Annotated in this window: 18 protein-coding genes and 1 tRNA gene; 3 read left to right on the forward strand and 16 right to left on the reverse strand. The window is 57.9% G+C overall.

Annotated features, from left to right (window positions below):
- Window positions 1–6: 6 nt before the first annotated feature.
- The 6 genes from H5P17_RS12380 to xerD form a co-directional block, all read right to left on the reverse strand.
- Window positions 7–80, reverse strand: a tRNA-Gly gene (locus H5P17_RS12380).
- A gap of 169 nt (window positions 81–249) precedes the next feature.
- Window positions 250–1767: a lysine--tRNA ligase gene (gene lysS, locus H5P17_RS12385; RefSeq protein ID WP_044553232.1), complete on the reverse strand. Its 1518-nt coding sequence runs from the start codon at window positions 1765–1767 to the stop codon at window positions 250–252.
- A 9-nt stretch (window positions 1768–1776) separates the two neighbouring features.
- Window positions 1777–2875 (reverse strand): peptide chain release factor 2 gene (prfB, locus tag H5P17_RS12390; RefSeq protein WP_104410945.1). Its coding sequence is split into 2 segments (ribosomal slippage): window positions 1777–2799 and window positions 2801–2875, totalling 1098 coding nucleotides; the frame shifts between segments, so codons are not numbered across the junction.
- Window positions 2876–3041: 166 nt separating this feature from the next.
- Entirely contained in the window at window positions 3042–4775 is a 1734-nt protein-coding gene (gene recJ, locus H5P17_RS12395; RefSeq protein WP_182823206.1) for a single-stranded-DNA-specific exonuclease RecJ, read from the reverse strand.
- A 6-nt stretch (window positions 4776–4781) separates the two neighbouring features.
- On the reverse strand, window positions 4782–5498 hold the full coding sequence (gene dsbC / locus H5P17_RS12400; protein ID WP_182823208.1) for a bifunctional protein-disulfide isomerase/oxidoreductase DsbC: 717 nt from the start codon (window positions 5496–5498) through the stop codon (window positions 4782–4784).
- A 27-nt stretch (window positions 5499–5525) separates the two neighbouring features.
- Window positions 5526–6425, reverse strand: coding sequence for a site-specific tyrosine recombinase XerD (gene xerD, locus H5P17_RS12405; protein WP_182823210.1), 900 nt, complete (start codon window positions 6423–6425; stop codon window positions 5526–5528).
- A 107-nt stretch (window positions 6426–6532) separates the two neighbouring features.
- Between xerD and fldB the strand changes: the two genes are divergently transcribed.
- Entirely contained in the window at window positions 6533–7051 is a 519-nt protein-coding gene (gene fldB / locus H5P17_RS12410) for a flavodoxin FldB (protein WP_020828471.1), read from the forward strand.
- A gap of 35 nt (window positions 7052–7086) precedes the next feature.
- Here fldB and creD read toward each other — a convergent pair whose 3' ends face one another.
- From creD to sdhE, 5 genes are all read right to left on the reverse strand, one after another.
- Window positions 7087–8451, reverse strand: a complete 1365-nt coding sequence (creD, locus tag H5P17_RS12415) for a cell envelope integrity protein CreD (RefSeq protein ID WP_182823212.1) — start codon at window positions 8449–8451, stop codon at window positions 7087–7089.
- Between the two features lie 84 nt (window positions 8452–8535).
- On the reverse strand, window positions 8536–9954 hold the full coding sequence (creC, locus tag H5P17_RS12420) for a two-component system sensor histidine kinase CreC (protein ID WP_044553238.1): 1419 nt from the start codon (window positions 9952–9954) through the stop codon (window positions 8536–8538).
- The gene (gene creB / locus H5P17_RS12425) at window positions 9951–10646 is read right to left on the reverse strand and encodes a two-component system response regulator CreB (RefSeq protein ID WP_044553240.1); all 696 of its coding nucleotides are present in this window, start codon (window positions 10644–10646) and stop codon (window positions 9951–9953) included. Before creB ends, creC begins: the two co-directional genes overlap by 4 nt.
- Window positions 10646–11068, reverse strand: coding sequence for a protein YgfX (locus H5P17_RS12430; RefSeq protein WP_182823214.1), 423 nt, complete (start codon window positions 11066–11068; stop codon window positions 10646–10648). Before H5P17_RS12430 ends, creB begins: the two co-directional genes overlap by 1 nt.
- Entirely contained in the window at window positions 11049–11315 is a 267-nt protein-coding gene (sdhE, locus tag H5P17_RS12435) for an FAD assembly factor SdhE (RefSeq protein WP_020828476.1), read from the reverse strand. Before sdhE ends, H5P17_RS12430 begins: the two co-directional genes overlap by 20 nt.
- Before the next feature lie 322 nt (window positions 11316–11637).
- Here sdhE and ygfZ point away from each other — a divergent pair, with 322 nt between their 5' ends.
- Complete coding sequence (gene ygfZ, locus H5P17_RS12440; RefSeq protein WP_182823216.1) at window positions 11638–12630, forward strand: tRNA-modifying protein YgfZ; 993 nt, start codon at window positions 11638–11640, stop codon at window positions 12628–12630.
- Between the two features lie 156 nt (window positions 12631–12786).
- Here the strand turns inward: ygfZ and H5P17_RS12445 are convergent, their stop codons facing one another.
- On the reverse strand, window positions 12787–13461 hold the full coding sequence (locus H5P17_RS12445) for a hemolysin III family protein (protein WP_182823219.1): 675 nt from the start codon (window positions 13459–13461) through the stop codon (window positions 12787–12789).
- A gap of 183 nt (window positions 13462–13644) precedes the next feature.
- Here H5P17_RS12445 and H5P17_RS12450 point away from each other — a divergent pair, with 183 nt between their 5' ends.
- The gene (locus tag H5P17_RS12450) at window positions 13645–14253 is read left to right on the forward strand and encodes an HD family hydrolase (protein WP_182823221.1); all 609 of its coding nucleotides are present in this window, start codon (window positions 13645–13647) and stop codon (window positions 14251–14253) included.
- Between the two features lie 40 nt (window positions 14254–14293).
- Here H5P17_RS12450 and H5P17_RS12455 read toward each other — a convergent pair whose 3' ends face one another.
- The 4 genes from H5P17_RS12455 to H5P17_RS12470 are packed head-to-tail and all read right to left on the reverse strand — an operon-like array spanning window position 14294 to window position 18362.
- On the reverse strand, window positions 14294–15619 hold the full coding sequence (locus H5P17_RS12455) for an MFS transporter (RefSeq protein ID WP_182823223.1): 1326 nt from the start codon (window positions 15617–15619) through the stop codon (window positions 14294–14296).
- Entirely contained in the window at window positions 15616–16269 is a 654-nt protein-coding gene (locus H5P17_RS12460) for a DUF4286 family protein (protein WP_182823224.1), read from the reverse strand. The genes H5P17_RS12455 and H5P17_RS12460 overlap by 4 nt, the downstream gene beginning before the upstream one ends.
- A gap of 30 nt (window positions 16270–16299) precedes the next feature.
- Complete coding sequence (locus tag H5P17_RS12465; protein WP_182823226.1) at window positions 16300–17649, reverse strand: amidase; 1350 nt, start codon at window positions 17647–17649, stop codon at window positions 16300–16302.
- Entirely contained in the window at window positions 17649–18362 is a 714-nt protein-coding gene (locus tag H5P17_RS12470) for a DUF2848 domain-containing protein (RefSeq protein ID WP_182823228.1), read from the reverse strand. The genes H5P17_RS12465 and H5P17_RS12470 overlap by 1 nt, the downstream gene beginning before the upstream one ends.
- Between the last annotated feature and the right edge of the window lie 12 nt (window positions 18363–18374).

An 18374-nucleotide genomic window follows, 5' to 3' on the forward strand; every position in this document is an offset into this window, starting at 1 on the left:
AGGCTTTGGAGCGGGTGAAGGGAATCGAACCCTCGTATGCAGCTTGGGAAGCTGCCGTTCTACCATTGAACTACACCCGCATCGGTGTGCGGCAGTCATTATAACCGGTTATCCCCGGCGGGCAAGCGGAGATAGCGCGTAACTGCTGGTGTTTTAAGCAGTTAGCATGCGCAACCTTCCTGTCCGGTCCGACAAGCAAAAAAAACCGGCGCAGTTGCCTGCACCGGTTGATATCTGCTCTACGAAACGTTATTTCTGCGGGCGCATGGCCGGGAACAGGATCACGTCACGGATGGTGTGGCTGTTGGTGAACAGCATCACCATACGGTCGATACCGATACCCAGGCCGGCCGTTGGCGGTAAGCCGTGCTCCAGCGCAGTGACGTAGTCTTCGTCATAGAACATCGCTTCGTCATCACCGGCGTCTTTCGCATTAGCCTGGTCAGCGAAACGCTGCGCCTGGTCTTCTGCGTCATTCAGCTCGGAGAAGCCGTTACCGATTTCACGGCCGCCGATAAAGAACTCGAAGCGGTCGGTGATTTCCGGGTTGTTATCATTACGACGCGCCAGCGGGGACACTTCCGCCGGGTATTCGGTAATGAAGGTCGGCTGAATCAGATGGCTTTCCGCCACTTCTTCGAAGATCTCGGTCACTACGCGACCCAGGCCCCAGCTCTTCTCAACCTTGATGCCAATGGATTCAGCGATAGCTACCGCTTTGCCCATGTCAGCCAGATCGGCCAGATCGGTTTCCGGACGGTATTTCTTGATAGCCTCGGTCATGGTCAGCTTTTCAAACGGCTTGCCGAAGTCGAACACTTCATCACCGTACTGCACCTGAGAGTTGCCCAAGACTTTCTCGGTCAGGGTACGGAACAGGGATTCGGTCAGCTCAATCAGATCTTTGTAATCCGCGTAAGCCATATAGAGTTCCATCATGGTGAACTCTGGGTTATGACGCGGAGAAACGCCTTCGTTACGGAAATTACGGTTGATCTCGAACACGCGCTCGAAGCCGCCTACCACCAGACGCTTCAGGTACAGTTCTGGCGCGATACGCAGGTACATATCGATGTCCAGCGCGTTGTGGTGAGTCACGAACGGGCGTGCGGAAGCCCCGCCAGGGATCACCTGCATCATAGGGGTTTCGACTTCCATGAAGCCGCGTTCCACCATGAAGTTACGCATCGCTGCCATGATCTGGGAACGCACCTGGAAGGTCTTGCGTGATTCGTCGTTGGCGATCAGATCCAGATAACGCTGACGGTAACGGGTTTCCTGATCCGCCAGGCCATGGAACTTGTCCGGCAGCGGGCGCAGGGCCTTGGTCAGCAGACGCAGTTCGGTGCAGTGGATGGACAGCTCACCGGTCTTGGTCTTGAACAGCTTACCACGTGCGCCAACGATATCGCCCAGGTCCCACTTCTTGAATTGTTCGTTGTAAACGCCTTCCGCCAGATCGTCACGCGCAACGTACAGCTGGATACGACCGCCAACGTCCTGCAGCGTGACAAATGACGCTTTACCCATGATACGGCGCGTCATCATACGGCCGGCTACTGTGACTTCTACGCCCAGCGCTTCCAGCTCTTCGTTGTCTTTTTCGCCGTAAGCTGCGTGCAGCTTGTCAGACGTGCTGTCGCGACGAAAATCATTCGGGAACGCAATGCCGTTCTCGCGCAGCGCAGCCAGTTTCTCACGGCGTGACTGCAACTCGTTATTGAGATCCAACGCCTGATCGGCGCCTTGTGGTTGTTGCTCAGACATTTCTGTTCCTTATAACCCGGCTTTCAAACTTGCCTCAATGAATTTATCCAGGTCGCCATCTAATACGGCCTGCGTGTTGCGCGTTTCAACGTTAGTGCGCAAATCCTTGATGCGGGAATCATCCAGCACGTATGAACGGATTTGGCTGCCCCAACCGATGTCCGACTTGTTGTCTTCCATCATCTGTTTATCAGCATTTTTCTTTTGCATCTCAAACTCGTACAGCTTGGCTCGCAGCTGCTTGAAGGCTTGATCCTTGTTCTTATGCTGAGAACGGTCGTTCTGGCACTGCACTACGATGTTGGTCGGCAAGTGGGTAATACGCACCGCCGACTCGGTTTTGTTTACGTGCTGACCACCCGCACCGGAAGCGCGATACACGTCGATACGCAGATCCGCCGGATTGATTTCAATATCAATGTCGTCTTCCACTTCCGGGTAGATAAACACCGAACTGAAGGAGGTATGACGACGGCCACCGGAGTCGAACGGGCTCTTGCGCACCAGGCGATGCACGCCGGTTTCAGTACGCAACCAGCCAAACGCATAGTCGCCGATGATCTTGATGGTGGCGGATTTCAGCCCCGCGACGTCGCCGTCGGACTCTTCAATCACTTCCGTTTTAAAGCCTTTGGCTTCGGCCCAGCGCAGGTACATGCGCAGCAACATGCTGGCCCAGTCTTGCGCTTCGGTACCGCCGGAGCCTGCCTGGATGTCCAGGTAGCAATCAGCACTGTCGTATTCACCAGAGAACATACGACGAAATTCTAGTTGCTCCAGCTTGGCAGACAGTTGATCAAGCTCAATGACGGCTTCGTTAAAGGTTTCTTCATCATCGGCTTCGACCGCCAATTCCAGCAGACCGGTGACATCTTCGCCACCTTGCTCCAGTTGGTCGATGGTTTCAACGATGGCTTCGAGCGCCGCGCGCTCTTTACCCAGCGCCTGCGCGCGCTCGGGTTCGTTCCAGACGTCAGGCTGTTCCAGCTCCGCGTTGACTTCTTCTAGGCGTTCTTTCTTGGCATCATAGTCAAAGATACCCCCTAAGAACGGCAGTCCGCTCGGACAGGTCCTGAATACGGTTTTTTACCGGATTAATTTCAAACATGGTTTTTAGCGTTCTTTTTCGTTAGATGTCGTCGATGGCGAAATGCCATTAGAACCGGTAATTCTATCGGATCCAGGCGTCAGTTTATAGCGAGTTGCTCAGTTTTTGTGGGCAAGAAATGTGGCCGGGGCAGGGCAAGCCAGCCCCGGCTTAATGGCAGTGCGAATCAACGCGGCCAGAGATGCTGAATCAACAACTGCACGTTGCGGTTGCCGCGAAACTCATTGACGTCGAGCTTGTAAGCCAGTTCAACCTCACGCACGCTGCTGTCGGGCCACAGCGTGGTATCCACGTTGAAGGCGATACCGTCAAGCAACGGGCCGCCGCCGAGCGGCTCGACCATCAGCTTCAGGTGCTTCTCGCCCACCAGCCGCTGCTGCAAAATGCGAAACTTGCCGTCAAAGGTCGGTTCCGGGAAGGCCTGTCCCCAGGGGCCGCCCTCACGCAACAGCTCGGCGGTTTCCAGCGAAAGCTCTTGCAGGGCCAGCTCACCGTCTGACCAGATAACCCCTTCCAGCATCGCCGGATCGAGCCATTCTCCAACCAGATCGCCAAAGCGCTGGCGAAACTCGTCGAATTTGGCCTCTTCCAACGACAGTCCGGCCGCCATGGCGTGGCCACCGAACTTCATCATCAGCCCGGGATTGAGCGTATCCAGTCGCTCCAGCGCATCGCGCATGTGCAGACCGGCTATCGAACGGCCGGAGCCTTTCAAAATGCCCTCGCCCGCCGGTGCAAACGCGATCACCGGGCGGTGGAAGCGTTCCTTGATGCGCGAAGCCAGGATCCCCACCACGCCCTGATGCCATTCCGGATGATACATCGCCAGCCCGTATGGCAAGGCGGTACTGCTGCGTTCCAGTTGGTCGCACAGCTGCAAGGCTTCAACCTGCATGCCTTGCTCAATCTCGCGCCGTGTCAGGTTGAGTGCATCGAGATCGTTAGCCAGCATGCGTGCCTGCGCAATGTCGTCACTCAGCAGCAGCGCCACGCCAATCGACATGTCGTCCAGTCGCCCGGCAGCATTGAGCCGCGGGCCCAAAGCAAAACCGAGATCGCTGGCTGCCAGTTGGCGCGCGTCGCGGTTAGCCACTTCCAGCAGCGCACGAATGCCCGGTCGGCACTTGCCGGCGCGAATACGGTTCAGACCCTGATAAACCAAAATACGGTTGTTGGCGTCGAGCGGCACCACGTCGGCAACCGTACCGAGCGCCACCAGATCCAACAGTTCCGCCAGGTTTGGCATCGCCAACGCCCGCTGTTCAAACCAGCCGCTGTCCCGCAGCCGGGCACGCAGCGCCAGCATCAGGTAGAAAGCCACCCCGACGCCGGCCAGGGATTTGGACGGAAACTCGCAGCCGCGCAGGTTCGGGTTGACGATCGCCTCCGCTGCCGGCAGGGTTTCCCCCGGCAGGTGGTGGTCGGTCACCAGCACCTGTATGCCTTTGGCGTGTGCCACATCGACGCCCGCGTGGGAAGAGATGCCGTTATCCACGGTCAGGATCAGCTCTGCACCGCGCGTCGCCGCTTGCTCCACCACTTCGGGGCTCAGGCCGTAGCCGTCCTCAAAGCGATTCGGTACCAGATAGTCGACGGCACTGCCGCCCATGCTGCGTAGCGCCAGCACCGTCAAGGCGGTACTGGTGGCGCCATCGGCGTCGAAATCCCCCACCACCATAATGCGGCGATGATCGGCCAATGCCTGTTGCAGGATCCCCACGGCAGTATCAATGCCGTCCAACTGCTGCCAGGGCAACATGCCTTTGACGCTGCGTTCCAGTTCCTGCTCCGCCTTCACGCCGCGCAGCGCGTATAAACGGCGCAGCAGCGGATGCAGGCTGGCAGGCAGATGGCTGCCGTCCGCCTTTTCACGGCGGCGGAGTTGTGTTTTGATGCTCACCGGCGATTAACCACCGGTTTTGGTTGCGGTCTGATGTGCGTCCAGCATGGCGGCCATCTCTTTCGGTCCCTGATAACCCGGGATCATCATGCCATTTTCCAAAATGATCGCCGGAGTACCCTGAATACCGAACTGCACACCAAGCGCGTAGTGTTTGCTGATGTCGGTTTTACAAGTTGCCGGGGACACTGCGTCGCCTTTCATGGCCAGGTCGAAAGCCTTGGCTTTATCAGCGGTACACCAGATGGACTGCATGTCTTTTTCGGCCTGGGAATTCAGCCCCTGACGCGGGAACGCCAGATAGCGGACGGTAATGCCCAGATCGTTATACTCTTTCATCTGCTCGTGAAGCTTGTGGCAATAGCCGCAGGTGATGTCGGTAAACACGGTGATCACGTGCTTTTGCTTTGGCGCTTTGTAGACAATCATCTGATCTTTCAGCGCTTCCAGCTTGCCGGTCAGCAATTGATTGGTGACGTTGACCGGCTCTTTGCCACTGACGTCGTACAGCGGGCCTTGCAGAATGTGTTTGCCATCTTCGCTCACGTAGAGCACGCCGTTATCGGTCAGCACGGTTTTCAGGCCGTTCACCGGTGAAGGCTGCACGTCCGCCTGCTGAATGCCCAGGCTGCCAAGCGCTTTTTGAATTGCCGCATCGTCGGCATGGGCCGCGCCGGTCACAGAAGCCACCAGCAGAGAGAGCAGCATTAAACCTTTCTTCATTCTTCCAATCCTTTTGAACCCGGCGTGTCAGGCACGCGGGTGGTGCTGTTGATGTAGCTGTTTCAGCCTTTCGGTCGCTACATGCGTATAAATTTGCGTGGTCGAGAGATCGCTATGCCCCAGCAACATCTGTACGACACGGAGATCCGCCCCATGGTTCAGCAAATGGGTGGCAAATGCGTGACGCAACACGTGCGGCGACAGCCTCTCGCTGTCTATGCCCGCTAGGATCGCATAGTGTTTGATACGATGCCAGAACGTCTGTCGGGTCATTTGCTGGCAACGATTGCTGGGGAACAACACGTCCAGCGCCTGGCCGTTGACCAGCCATGGGCGGCCGTGTTCCAGATAATTTTCGATCCAGTACACCGCCTCTTCACCCAGCGGCACCAGCCGCTCCTTGTTGCCTTTGCCTATCACCCGTACCACGCCCTGGCGCAAACTGACGTCGCTGATGGTCAGCCCGACCAGTTCGGAGACCCGCAACCCGGTGGCGTACAACACTTCCAGCATCGCCTTGTCACGCAGCTCCAGAGGCTGATCGACACAGGGCGCCTGCAGCAACGCATCGACCTGCGCTTCGCTGAGATCTTTCGGCAGCCGCTGCGGCAGCTTAGGTGAGGCAAGCAGCGCGGTGGGATCGTCGGTGCGCATATTTTCACGGTACAAATATTGGAACAGGCGGCGCATTGCACTCAGCAAACGCGCGGAGCTGGTAGCTTTGTAGCCGCCCTCGACCCGTTCGGCGAGAAACGCCTGCAGATCCAGCGCCTGCGCCTTTACCAGCGAAATGTTTTGTTGGTTCAGCCAGGCGACCAGCGCCTGCAGATCCAGCCGGTAAGAGGCCAGCGTATTCTCTGCCAGATTGCGTTCGAGCCACAGCGCATCCAGGAATTGCTCAATCAACGCATGATCTTGCTGTTGCACGCGGTCCTCTCTTTGTTACGTTTATGCCACAGGCATTATGCCTTAAACCGGTACAAATCGGGTATACTCGACGCAATTCTACCTACGGCAATATAAACGGTTTACACATGAAGATTGGTCTGTTTTACGGCTCCAGCACCTGCTACACCGAGATGGCGGCAGAAAAAATCCGTGAGATTTTGGGTGAAGACCTGGTCGACCTGCACAACCTGAAAGACGTCTCCCCCAAGCTGATGGAAGAGTACTCCATCCTGATCCTCGGTATCCCCACCTGGGACTTCGGTGAGCTGCAGGAAGACTGGGAAGCGATTTGGCCGCAGCTGACAACGCTGGATTTGAAAGGGAAAATCGTTGCCATGTATGGCATGGGCGATCAGCTCGGTTATGGTGAATGGTTCCTCGATGCGCTCGGCATGCTGCACGATCATATTGCCCCGCTCGGCGTACAATTTATCGGCTTCTGGCCCATCGACGGCTTCGAGTTCACCAGCCCCAAACCGCTCAGCGCCGATGGCAAACACTTTGTCGGCCTGGCGCTGGATGATGTAAACCAATACGACATGAGCGAAGACCGTATGCAACAGTGGTGCGAACAGATCCTGCTGGAGATGGAACCCCTGCTGTAATGTATCAGGGCGCGGCTACGCGCCCAATCTCCTGCTTATTTCCATAACCGGAAACGGTTTTCTTGTTCTCCGACGGGCATCTCGGCACCCAAACGAGCCGGATCGGCCACCTGATACCAGTCCAGCTTGCGAGTCAGCAGCATAATCCCCGCCAAAATAGCAAACAGCAGCCCCGCGCCCAGCACCAACGCGTTATCTTCCGACTGCAACAGCAGGTACAGCACGCCATACAGCATCAGTAAGCTGACGGCGAACAACGCACCGCGCAACCGGCCGCGCAGAACGGCACTGAGGTAAAAGGCAATCAATCCGCTGCAGGCGATACTGGCCAGCAGATAAGCAGTGGCGAAACCGAAATGCTCGGAGAACGCCAACAGGATCAGATAGAACAGCACCAGCGCCGCACCGACCAGCAGATATTGAATCGGATGCACTCGCAGGCCGGTCAGGGTTTCAAACAGGAAGAACGCCATAAACGTCAGGCCAATAAACAGCACCGCATATTTCACCGCGCGTTCGGTCAGTTGGTAATGATCCACCGGTTCAATCAGGCTGGTAGTGAAAGCCGGCAATTTGTCCTCGTCGAGGATCCCGTCATCGTAATGGAAGGCGCTGTTGATATTGTTAGCGAACCAGGTGCTGCGCCAGCGGGCGCTAAAGCCTTTCTCCGTTACTTTGCGTTCGTCCGGCAGGAAGTTGCCGAGGAAGTTCGGGTGCGGCCAGTTGCTCTGCAGCGTCAATTCGCTGCTGCGCCCAAGCGGCACCAATGACAGGCTGCTGGTGCCCGCCAGCGTAAGGGTGAAATCGGCATCCAATCCGCTTTTCTGCAGTGAAGCCAATGTTAGCGGAGCATGGATCCCCTGCGGCAGCACGTTAACCTGCGTGCCCGGTTCGAAAGTCGTCTGCGACTGCGCGCTGATAAGCGGCGAGATACTCTTGATCCCGCGTGAATCGCTCAACGACACCAGCAGGAAAGGCTGGCCAATCATGACATTGCTGCGTTGCAGGTCGCTCAGATCCGGCTGACCGAATTTCACCTGAAACTTCAGCGGCCCCTGGTACACCTGCGTTTGGTAAATTCCCAGCTTACGCACTTCCACGTTCGGCTTGCCGTTCACCTGCAGGTTTTCCGGCAGCAGATAGCGATGATGCCTGACCATTTGCACCACTTTCTGCCCCTTATCGTCGGTCTTTTCCTCCCTCTCGGTGTAAGGAATGACAATCAACGGCCCCAAAATCCGCTGTGCGCGGCTGGTGCTTTCACTTACCTGCCCCACCACGCTCTGGCGGTAACCACTGCGTTCTTCAATCACATTCATTAACTGTGTCACCGGGATGATCATCAAAATCATCAATCCCAGCAGGGTAGCTATCTTCCAAAACAGTACCGATTTCATCATCGCTGCGCGCTCCTTGTAGGTAATGGCGCCACGATAATGGCCTTCGGTGAAAGCAGGATGTGGTTATGTGAAGGGAAGGTGAAGTCAGAGAGATAAGGTGAAAATAGCCGCCACGCCGTGCGGTTGGCGATTGTGCAGCCGGACCGATCCCCGGTGCAAACGCGCCACTTCCTGCACAAAACTCAGTCCCAGTCCGCTGCTTTTCGGTTTGTCGGCCCGGGCCAGCGAATAGAAACGCTCGAACACTTTGTCCAACGCGTAATCCGGGATACCGCTGCCGTCATCGCTGACGGTGATGCGGTAATGATTATCATGACGTTCGCCGTGCACGCTGATAGTGCCGCCCGAGGGGGTGAAATCCAGCGCATTGTCGAGCAGATTGGTTAACGCCTGACCGATCAGCAGCGCGTCGCCGGTCAGGGTAGCCTCTTCCATCCCGTCTATCTGCAATAAAATACCGCGCCGTACCGCCTGCGCCTCCTTGCCCGCGACCGCCTGACGCACCAACGCCGCCATCGCGATCGGTGCCGACTCCAGCCCAGGGCGGCTTTCCAGCCGCGCCTGAACCAGCAGCTTGTCCACCAATTGCTGAATGCGCGTGCTCTGTTGCTCGATATTGGTCAGAAAGCGCTGAGCGCTTGCCGGAGGTGGGAACTCCTGCAGCAGCTCCGCCGCGCCGCGGATCGCCGCCAGGGGGCTTTTCAACTCGTGGGTCAGAGTGTGCACATACTGTTCGATGTAGGCTTTGCCTTCCAGCTTCACGCGCATGCTTTCGAGCGCCTGCGCCAGTTGCGTCAGCTCATGGCTGCCCATTTCTGGCAGCGGCACGCTTTCGCCTTGCGCGACGCCATCGGCGTAACGCACCAATCGACCAATCGAACGGTTGATCCACCAGACGAAACCCAGACCAATCAGCAAGGCAATGCCCAACAGCAGCGCCCCTGCCCACAGAATGCGTCGTTCGCTGCGTTTGATCACCGGGGCCATGGTGCTGTTGGGTTTTCCGACGCTGAGCACGCCGATTATCTTGCCTTGATCCAGCACCGGCGCGGCGACATACATCACCGAGCTGTTTTCATCCTGCGGGTCACTTCGCGTGCTGCGGGCGCCGTACTGGCCGCGCAGCGTCAGGTACACGTCATTCCAGCGAGAATAATCCTGACCGAGTGCCTTGCCACTGGAATCAAAAATGACTTTACCGAGTCGATCGGTGAGATAAACGTGATATTCGCTGCGATCTTTGCGAATACCGGCAATATTGGCGCCAATGGGCCGTTGATTGAGTTGAGCGAATGCCTGCGCCAGTTGGCCGTGCGCCACGTCAGTACGCTGCATATCCAGACGCGCGATTTGCGCCAGCAGGTTGGCGGTATCCACCAGCGTGCCTTCGGTTGCGCGCCGCACGCCAGGCTTCACTTCCTGCACGAAAATACTCAGCACGAAATAGCCTGCGACCGCCACAATCAGGAAATACCCCAGCAGCAGGCGCAGGCCTATTCTCATGGTTGGCGGCTCACGCTATAGCCCAGGCCACGATGCGTATGGATGGGCGGTTCACCCGGATCGATGGTCCGCAGCTTGGCGCGCAGCGTTTTGATATGGGTGTCGACCGTACGGTCCAGGCTCTCTTCCGCCTGGGCCCAAACGCTGTCCATCAGTTGCTGACGTGAAAACACCCTGCCAGGGGCCAGCAACAAGGTTTTTAACAGCAGGAATTCATAGCGGGTCAGTGGTAACGGCTGCTGATGGTAATAAATGGTCGCCGCCGGTTCATCCAGCCCAAAGGGGCCGAAGCTATAGAGCGTGGGCTGCTGCAAGCGCTGTTGTTTTTGTAAACGACGTAAAATGGTGCGAACGCGGGCGCTGACCTCACGCGGAGAAAAAGGCTTGGCGACGTAGTCGTCGGCACCGATTTCCAGCCCGATCAGGCGATCGAGTTCGTCGCTGCGAGCCGTAAGAAAAAGAACGGGTAAATCCGCCGCCTGCGACAGCAGACGGCGGCACAGTTCAAAACCATTGATATCCGGTAAACCGACATCGAGGATAGCCAACGCGGGCGCCCCTTGCGCCAAAGCTTGCAAGGCCGGTTCGCCACGTTCGAACCAGCGCACCTGAAAACCTTCACTCTCCAGGGTATAAATCAGCGTATCGGCAATGCTGGGTTCATCCTCCACCAGCCACAGCGTCGGCTTCATCAGGGTTCCTCGTCATCGCTGGCCGGCGGATACAACAGCCGTTGGCGCAAATGCCGCCATTCGGCCTTAACCATGCTGTCGGAGGCCAACCACAAGCGACGACGCTTTTTATCCTGCATTGATTGCAACGTCAGCAGAATACCGAAACGCAACATCCAGGGTTGCTTGACCAACTGCCATTCCTGCCCTTGCCAGCCCACACGCTGGTTCTCCAGCAGGCGCAACTCCCCCTGACGCGACGCAATGCGTTTTTGGCTACGAATGCATTCAAACACCACCAGCGTCAGCAACACCAGCCAAATTGGCCCGTAGCCTTCCGGCCAGGGTGAAATCAGGATCAGCAGGATCAGAACGCCATGCGTCAACAGCGAAAGTAACTGGGTGCGCCAGGAAATACGAACATCACATCGCCACTGGGCCACGGTCTTTATTTCGCGTCTGGATCAGTGTCACCATTCTCTGCAGTTCACTGTCCTGCGGAGCGCCATGATTCATCAGCCAGTTGAACAAATCGGGATCGTCACTCTCAAGCAGGCGGATAAACAGCGCTTTGTCCGTGTCATTCAACCGATCGTACTCATATTCGAAGAACGGCATGATCGAGATGTCCAGCTCACGCATGCCACGGCGACAAGCCCAGTGAATACGTGCTTTGTTATTAATATCCATGTTGTTATGACTAACCTCTTTTCAGCGTGGCAACGCCATCGCAGGGTTCAACCGACACACTGTATGGCAACACCGGCGCGATATAATTCCATCAGCCAAAGATCTGTCTGCAAGGGTAACCTTCGGCCGCAAGCCTATAGAGTAACAATTTGACATACTCGCCGGGAAGGACGTTCTCTGCCTAAAGCGTAATTAAGCGCTAAATGTCAAAAAAAGCGCTGCCGGCGCGACAAGCGTGAATAACAGTTTGCAAAGCCCGCCGCCTCTTTTACCATGGGGCCAACACACCTTCAGGTAAGCTAACGTTAAGCAGGATCTTACTATGGCGTATAAAATTCCATTTCCACCCCGTCAACCTTCCACGTCTTCCCATCTGCCTCTGACCTTAATCTCGCTGGAAGATTGGGCGCTGGTGACGCTGAACGGGCCCGACACGGTGAAATACCTTCAGGGCCAGGTGACCGCCGACATCGAAGCGCTGGCGGCTGACCAACACGTGCTGTGCGGCCACTGCGACGCCAAAGGCAAAATGTGGAGCAACCTGCGTCTGTTCCATCGTGGCGAAGGTTTTGCCTATCTGGAACGCCGCAGCGTGCTGGACAGCCAACTGGCTGAAATCAAAAAATATGCGGTGTTTTCCAAACTCACCATCGCCGCCGATAGCGAAGCGGTGCTGCTGGGCATAGCCGGTTTTCAGGCGCGTGCGGCGCTGACGGGCATTTTCAACAGCCTGCCGGACGCGGAACATCCGGTGGTGCAGGACGGTGAAACCACCCTGCTGCACTTCACTTTACCGGCGGAACGTTTCCTGTTGGTCACCACCGTAGCGGTAGCCGAACAGCTGGTCGCCAGGCTGCACGAACAGGCGGAACTCAACGACAGCCAGCAGTGGCTGACGCTGGATATCGAAGCCGGTTATCCGGTCATTGACGCCGCCAACAGCGGGCAGCTAATTCCGCAAGCCACCAATCTACAGGCACTGGAAGGCATCAGCTTTAGCAAAGGTTGCTATACCGGTCAGGAGATGGTGGCGCGCGCCAAATTCCGCGGCGCCAACAAACGGGCGCTGTACTGGCTGGAAGGCAAAGCCGGGCGGGTGCCACAGCCGGCCGAGGATCTGGAACTGCAACTGGGTGAAAACTGGCGTCGTACCGGCACGGTGTTGAGCGCCGCCAAGCTGGCCGACGGCACGCTGTGGGTACAGGTGGTACTGAATAACGATCTGGAAGCCGACAGCAAGCTGCGGGTGCGCGACGATGCCACCAGCCAACTGGCGATCAAACCGCTGCCGTATTCACTGATAGATGAAAAATAAAAAATAGAGGCGGTCAGAGCTTCTTAAGATATCGCAATAGGTTTCGCACTGCAGCCAGGCGGCAAGCGGGCACATCCCCAGGAGCTTACTCAAGTCAGTGACTGGGGTGAGTACGCACAGCCAACAACGCTGCAGTGTGAAAGATATCGGCGAATATCAGACGTACAGATAAATCGCCATAAAGTGGCACAGACTGCCGCCGAGCACGAAGCCATGCCAGATAGCATGACCAAAGCGGAATCGCTTCGAGGCGTAGAAAATCACCCCCAGGGTGTAAACCACGCCGCCGACCGCCAGCAGCGTCACGCCACCTAATGCCAGACGCGTCGCCAACTGGTAAATCACAATCAGCGACAGCCAGCCCATGGTCAGATAGGTCACCAGCGACAGCGCTTCAAAACGGTGGGCGAACGCCAGTTTGAACAGCACGCCCAGCAGCGCCAGGCCCCAGATTACCACCATCAGCCCCTTGGCCAAGGGTGAGTTCAACCCCACCAACAGAAACGGCGTGTAGGTACCGGCAATCAAAAGGTAAATGGCGCAGTGGTCAAACTTTTTCAGCCAATGCTTGGCCTTTTGATGGGGGATCGCATGGTACAACGTGGAGGCGAGGAACAGCAGGATCATGCTGCCGCCATAAAGGCTGTAGCTGGTAATGGCCGTGACGTCGGCACCGCTGTCGACCGCCTGCACCAGTAGCAATACCAGGCCGACGATCCCCAAAACCAACCCGATGCCGTGGCTGATGCTGTTGGCTATCTCCTCCGCCCACGGATAGGCCGCAGCGGCATTTTTTTCGGTACCGGCTTTCACTACGCCCGTTTTTCCCATAACGCAAAACCCCTCAAAATGCGCAACACTGTTCGAAATTACCGCAAAGCAGCTTAACTGAGAATAATTTCAGTGTACACGTGTACGCTAAAATAAAACTGTGTGCGCGTGTAACCATCGAAATCCCCCGCTCGCTGGTCTACAATCGATCCGCTTCAACCCATCTACCTTGAGGTTTACACCATGTCATCCGCTGTACCCGCGTTAGATTTCGGCTCCATGACCCAGGTCATCCAGTTCCTGATGGAAATCGACAAGTTGAAAAGCGTGCAACGCCGCACCAAGGTGCTGGGCACCCAACGCCAGGAAAACTCCGCCGAGCATAGCTGGCACTTCGCCGTGGGCGCCATGAGCCTGGCACCTTATGCCGGTGAAGGCGTAGATATTCAGCGAGTGATCCAGATGGCGCTGCTGCATGACATCGTCGAGATCGATGCCGGTGACGTACTGGTGTACGATCTGGCCGCCCGTGCGGCGATCCACGATCAAGAGGTTGCTGCGGCACGGCGTCTGTTCGGTATGCTGCCGGACGCTCAACGCGAGTATTTCACCGCTTTGTGGCAGGAATATGAAGATGGCGAGAGCGCCGACGCACGCTTTGCGCTGGTGCTGGACCGCACCATGCCGATGCTGATGAACCTGCATAATGAAGGCCAAAGCTGGGTCGAAAACGGCATCAGCCTGGAACAGGTATTGTCACGCAATACGATGATTGAAGAAGTTTACCCTGAGCTGTGGAAACACCTGCTGCACCACCTGCAGGATGCCCAGCGCAAGGGCTGGTTGAAGTAACTCTCCGCAGGCCGGGTGCCTCCCTCACCCGGCAAGCCAGTCACAGCGGCTTGTGTGCCGTTTCCTTTGCGGCAATCACCGCCCACAGCGTGATCAGCAACGCCACCACCACGTAGGCCGAGATCGCCAGCGTGCTGTCGTAGGACTTGAACAGCGAAGCGATAATCAGCGGCGCAAACCCACCGCCGATAATGCCCGCCAGCGTGTAGGCCAACGACGATCCGGCATAGCGCACCCGGGTCGGGAACTGTTCGGTGATAAATGCCGCCTGCGGGCCGTACATCGCCGCATGGATCAACAAACCGACCACCACCGCCAGGCAGATCAGCACCGGTTGGCTGCTGTCGAGCAGCACGAAGAACACAAACGCCCATACCATCGCCGCCAGCGCTCCGCCGATATACACCGGCCTGCGGCCAAAACGGTCCGACAGTGCGCCAAACATGGGGACGGTAATCGCATTGCCGATCGCCCCCAGCATAGTGGCGGTCAGCGCCAGCGGGCGCGGCAGGTTCAGCACCGTGGTGACGTAGGTCAGCGTAAAGACCACCACCAGCGCATAGAGCACGTCGGAACCGATACGTGAACCGCCGGCAATCAGCAGCGGACGCCGATGCTGGGTGAACACCTCACGAATTGGCGCATGAGTGACGTCCTTCGAGGCTTCCAGCTTCAGAAACGCCGGCGTTTCCCCTACCCCACGACGCAGCCACAGGCCAAACACCACCAGCACCAAGCTCAGCAGGAAGGGGATACGCCAGCCCCACTGTTGGAAATCTTCTGCCGACATCGCCACCGTCACCAGCGTGATCAGGCCAGTACCAATCAGCGTGCCGCAGGAAGGACCGACCTGAGCAAAGGAGGCATTGCGCCCCCGCTGGTGCGGTTTGCCGTGCTCCATCGACAGCAGTACCGCGCCGGCCCATTCGCCTCCCAATGCAATCCCCTGAATAAAGCGCAGCGTCACCAACAGCAGCGGGCTCCAGATGCCCCAGCTGGCGTAACCGGGCAACAGTCCCATCAGCGCAGTTGTCACCCCCATGATCACCAGCGTCGTCACCAGCACAAAGCGCCGCCCCAGCACGTCGCCGAGATGGCCGAACACGATGCCGCCAATCGGCCGGGAAACGTAACCGACCGCATAGGTGGAAAACGCCAGAATGGTACCCACCAGCGGGTCGAAAGACGGGAAAAATACGTGATTGAAAATCAGCGCCGCCATGATGTTGTAAACGGTGAAATCGTACCATTCCAGCGCGGTGCCGATAGAACTGGCGGCCGCCAGCCTGCCGGTTTTCGGTGGGTGAGCGGCAGCGTCGGCAGCGGACAGGTTCAGGGTCGGCGTTTCGGTGGTTGAAGTGCTCATGATGACAGCTCCTGAGTGGTCAGTTGCCAGCCCAGGGCATAATGCAGGGCTTCGGCAGCGGGGATTTCCAGTTGGCGACAGGCCAGCTCGCTCAGCCGCCGGCAGGCTTCGACGCTGCTGCTTTCGATCATCAGCATCGGCAACAGATGACGATTCTCACGCGACTCTTTCGGCAACGGCGAACTGAGCTCCGCGTCCGGCGACAGCAGGCTACTGCGCACAAAGCCCGGCTGCTCGGCCAGCTGAGTGCCCAAATGGCTGATGCTGGCTTTCAATACCTCCGGTTGAGCCGGTGTGAGATTAACGATAGCCAGGTAACTGCCGCAGCCCTGACCGGTTACCGCCTCCACTGCACACACCCGGCGCATCGGGTCACGCATTTTATCGAGGCTCGCCACCGACCAGGGCGTTTGCTGAGTAAACGCAGCGCGGTAGGCCACTGAGGTAAAACTGGCCAATGATTCGGTTTTGTACAGGCCGAGATATTTACGCCCGCCGTGCAGCGCCTGATAACGGGTGCCCGACAAAAAACCAGGCACCCGTACCCGCTCTTCCACGTGCTCGCGGTCGTACCACTGATTGAAATCCGCCTCATCCTGCGTGGCGATATCTGTTGCGACAAACAGCATTCCGTTCGGGGAACCGGTCATGGGGACTCTCCTGTTAGCTCAAAGTAAGAATCACGCGCCGGCGAGGCAACGTTCGATTGCCAGCGCCCAACCCAGCAGCGCTTCGTCATGCAAAGGCAGTGCGGCCACCATCAGGCCAACCGGAGCCGCATCGGCCTGCTGGCACGGCAGTGACAATGCGCAGCCGTCGAGGAAATTGATTACCGAGGGATTGCGCAGCACGGCACCATTGATACGGAAATAGGCTTCTTCATCCGCTTCCAACTGGACAAGGGTCGGGGCAACGAAAGGCACCGTAGGCATCAGCAACGCATCAAACCCTTGCACTGCGACACTCACCCGCCGTTGCCAATCGGCGCGCAGCGACCGTAATTGCAGCAGGTTGTTCTCATCCAACGTTTTGCCGCGACGAATGCGCGACAGCACCCGGGGGTCATAAGCATCGGCATGTTCGGCAATCAACGTACGGTGCCAGCGCCAGGACTCCAGCGCGGTAAATCCACCGTCGGCATTGATCGTCGCCAGTTCGGCGAACTCTCGGCAGGGAATAAATTCAATCTGCGCTCCGGCCTGCGCCAAGCGCTGCAAGCCAAGGTGAAACGCGGTGGTGACCTCAGGATCCAGGCCATCCAGCACCAGGGTTTGCGGTACGGCGAAGCGTGCCTGACTCAAATTTTTCTGCTGAGGCCGTAGTGGCCGATCGGCAATTGCCGTATCCAGCGCCAGGCAACCGGCCACGTCATGAGCAATCACGCCTATCGAATCCAGCGAAGGGGAAAGTGGCAGCAGGCCGCCGCTGCTAATGCGGCTGGCGGTGGGCTTATAGCCGGTCAGGCCGCAGAAGGCCGCCGGGATCCGCACCGAACCGCCGGTGTCGCTGCCTATCGAGCCGAAACACATGCCGTCGCTCACCGCCACTGCTGCCCCCGAGGACGAGCCGCCGGGAATACGACGTGCGCTGCGATCCCAGGGATTGGCGGGCGTGCCATAGTGGGGATTGATCCCCAGCCCGGAATAGGCAAATTCGGTCATGTTGGTTTTGCCCATCACCACCGCGCCCGCCTGCAACAAGCGCGCCACCACGACAGCATGGGCACCCGCCGCTGGCGCTCCGGCCAGTACGCGTGACCCGGCCGCGGTGGCTTCCCCTGCGACATCAAACAGGTCTTTGACCGACACCGGTACACCGTCCAGCGCCGACAGAGGGTTGCCCGCGGCCCGCCGCCGATCGGCCGCCAGGGCCTGCTCCTGAGCCCATTGAGCATACACATGAGTAAAGGTGCGCCGCCCCTCTCCCTGCTCGTCCGCAATTTTCAACAATGCGTCAGCGGTTAACTGCGCGGCGGTAAATTCGCCGTTGGCCAGGCCTGAAGCGGCCTGGGATAACGTCAGCTTTTTCATCAGGCCACCACCGGCAGCTCAATGCTGCTGTAATGGTGGCTGATGGTCCGCCCCAGCACTTCATCCACCAGTTCCATACGGAATTCGGTCGCCGGCCGGATGCCGCCAATTGCCGCTACCGTACCGCAGGCCATCGCCAGACCGTCTTGCGGCTGCGGCACTGTCAGCCCACTTTCCGGTAACTGTTGGCCGCTCAGGTAGCGATCCAGCAGATCGCCCGGAGTACGCAGGCTGGCCAGACGGCCCTGCTGATAGAGCTGGAATTCGCCGTTTTCCTTGATCCAAGATCGCAGGATCAACGAGTCCCAGTGAGCGCTCACCTCACGCAACGGCCAGGCGGCACGAGCCACCGGCTTGACGCAGAGCTGTTTGGACAGGGCCACGCTGTGCGCCTCCAACTGACGATCGGTATGATCCGAAGCCAGCGAGACATACCATTCACCGCGATGTGTGAAGATCAACGGTTCCGCTTCGCCGGAGCTGGCATTGCCGATAACTTCGATACGTTCGCTCTGGCTGAGCTGGTTAACCGCCACCCGGTAAAACAGAGGAATTGCACTGGGTTGGGGCACGCCGAGCTCGGCCAGCTCCCTGATATGGTGCAGGATCGCTTCGCGATCCCGGCCGGTCCAGCCGGCAATCACCAGGTGATCGATCTCGACATCCAACACCCCAGTGCCGCTGGATTCGGGTAAAGTAAAGGTCAGTCTCATGGCGTTTGTGCC

The sequence above is a fragment of the Serratia sp. OS31 genome (assembly GCF_014164835.1).
GTDB classification, from domain to species: domain Bacteria; phylum Pseudomonadota; class Gammaproteobacteria; order Enterobacterales; family Enterobacteriaceae; genus Serratia; species Serratia liquefaciens_A.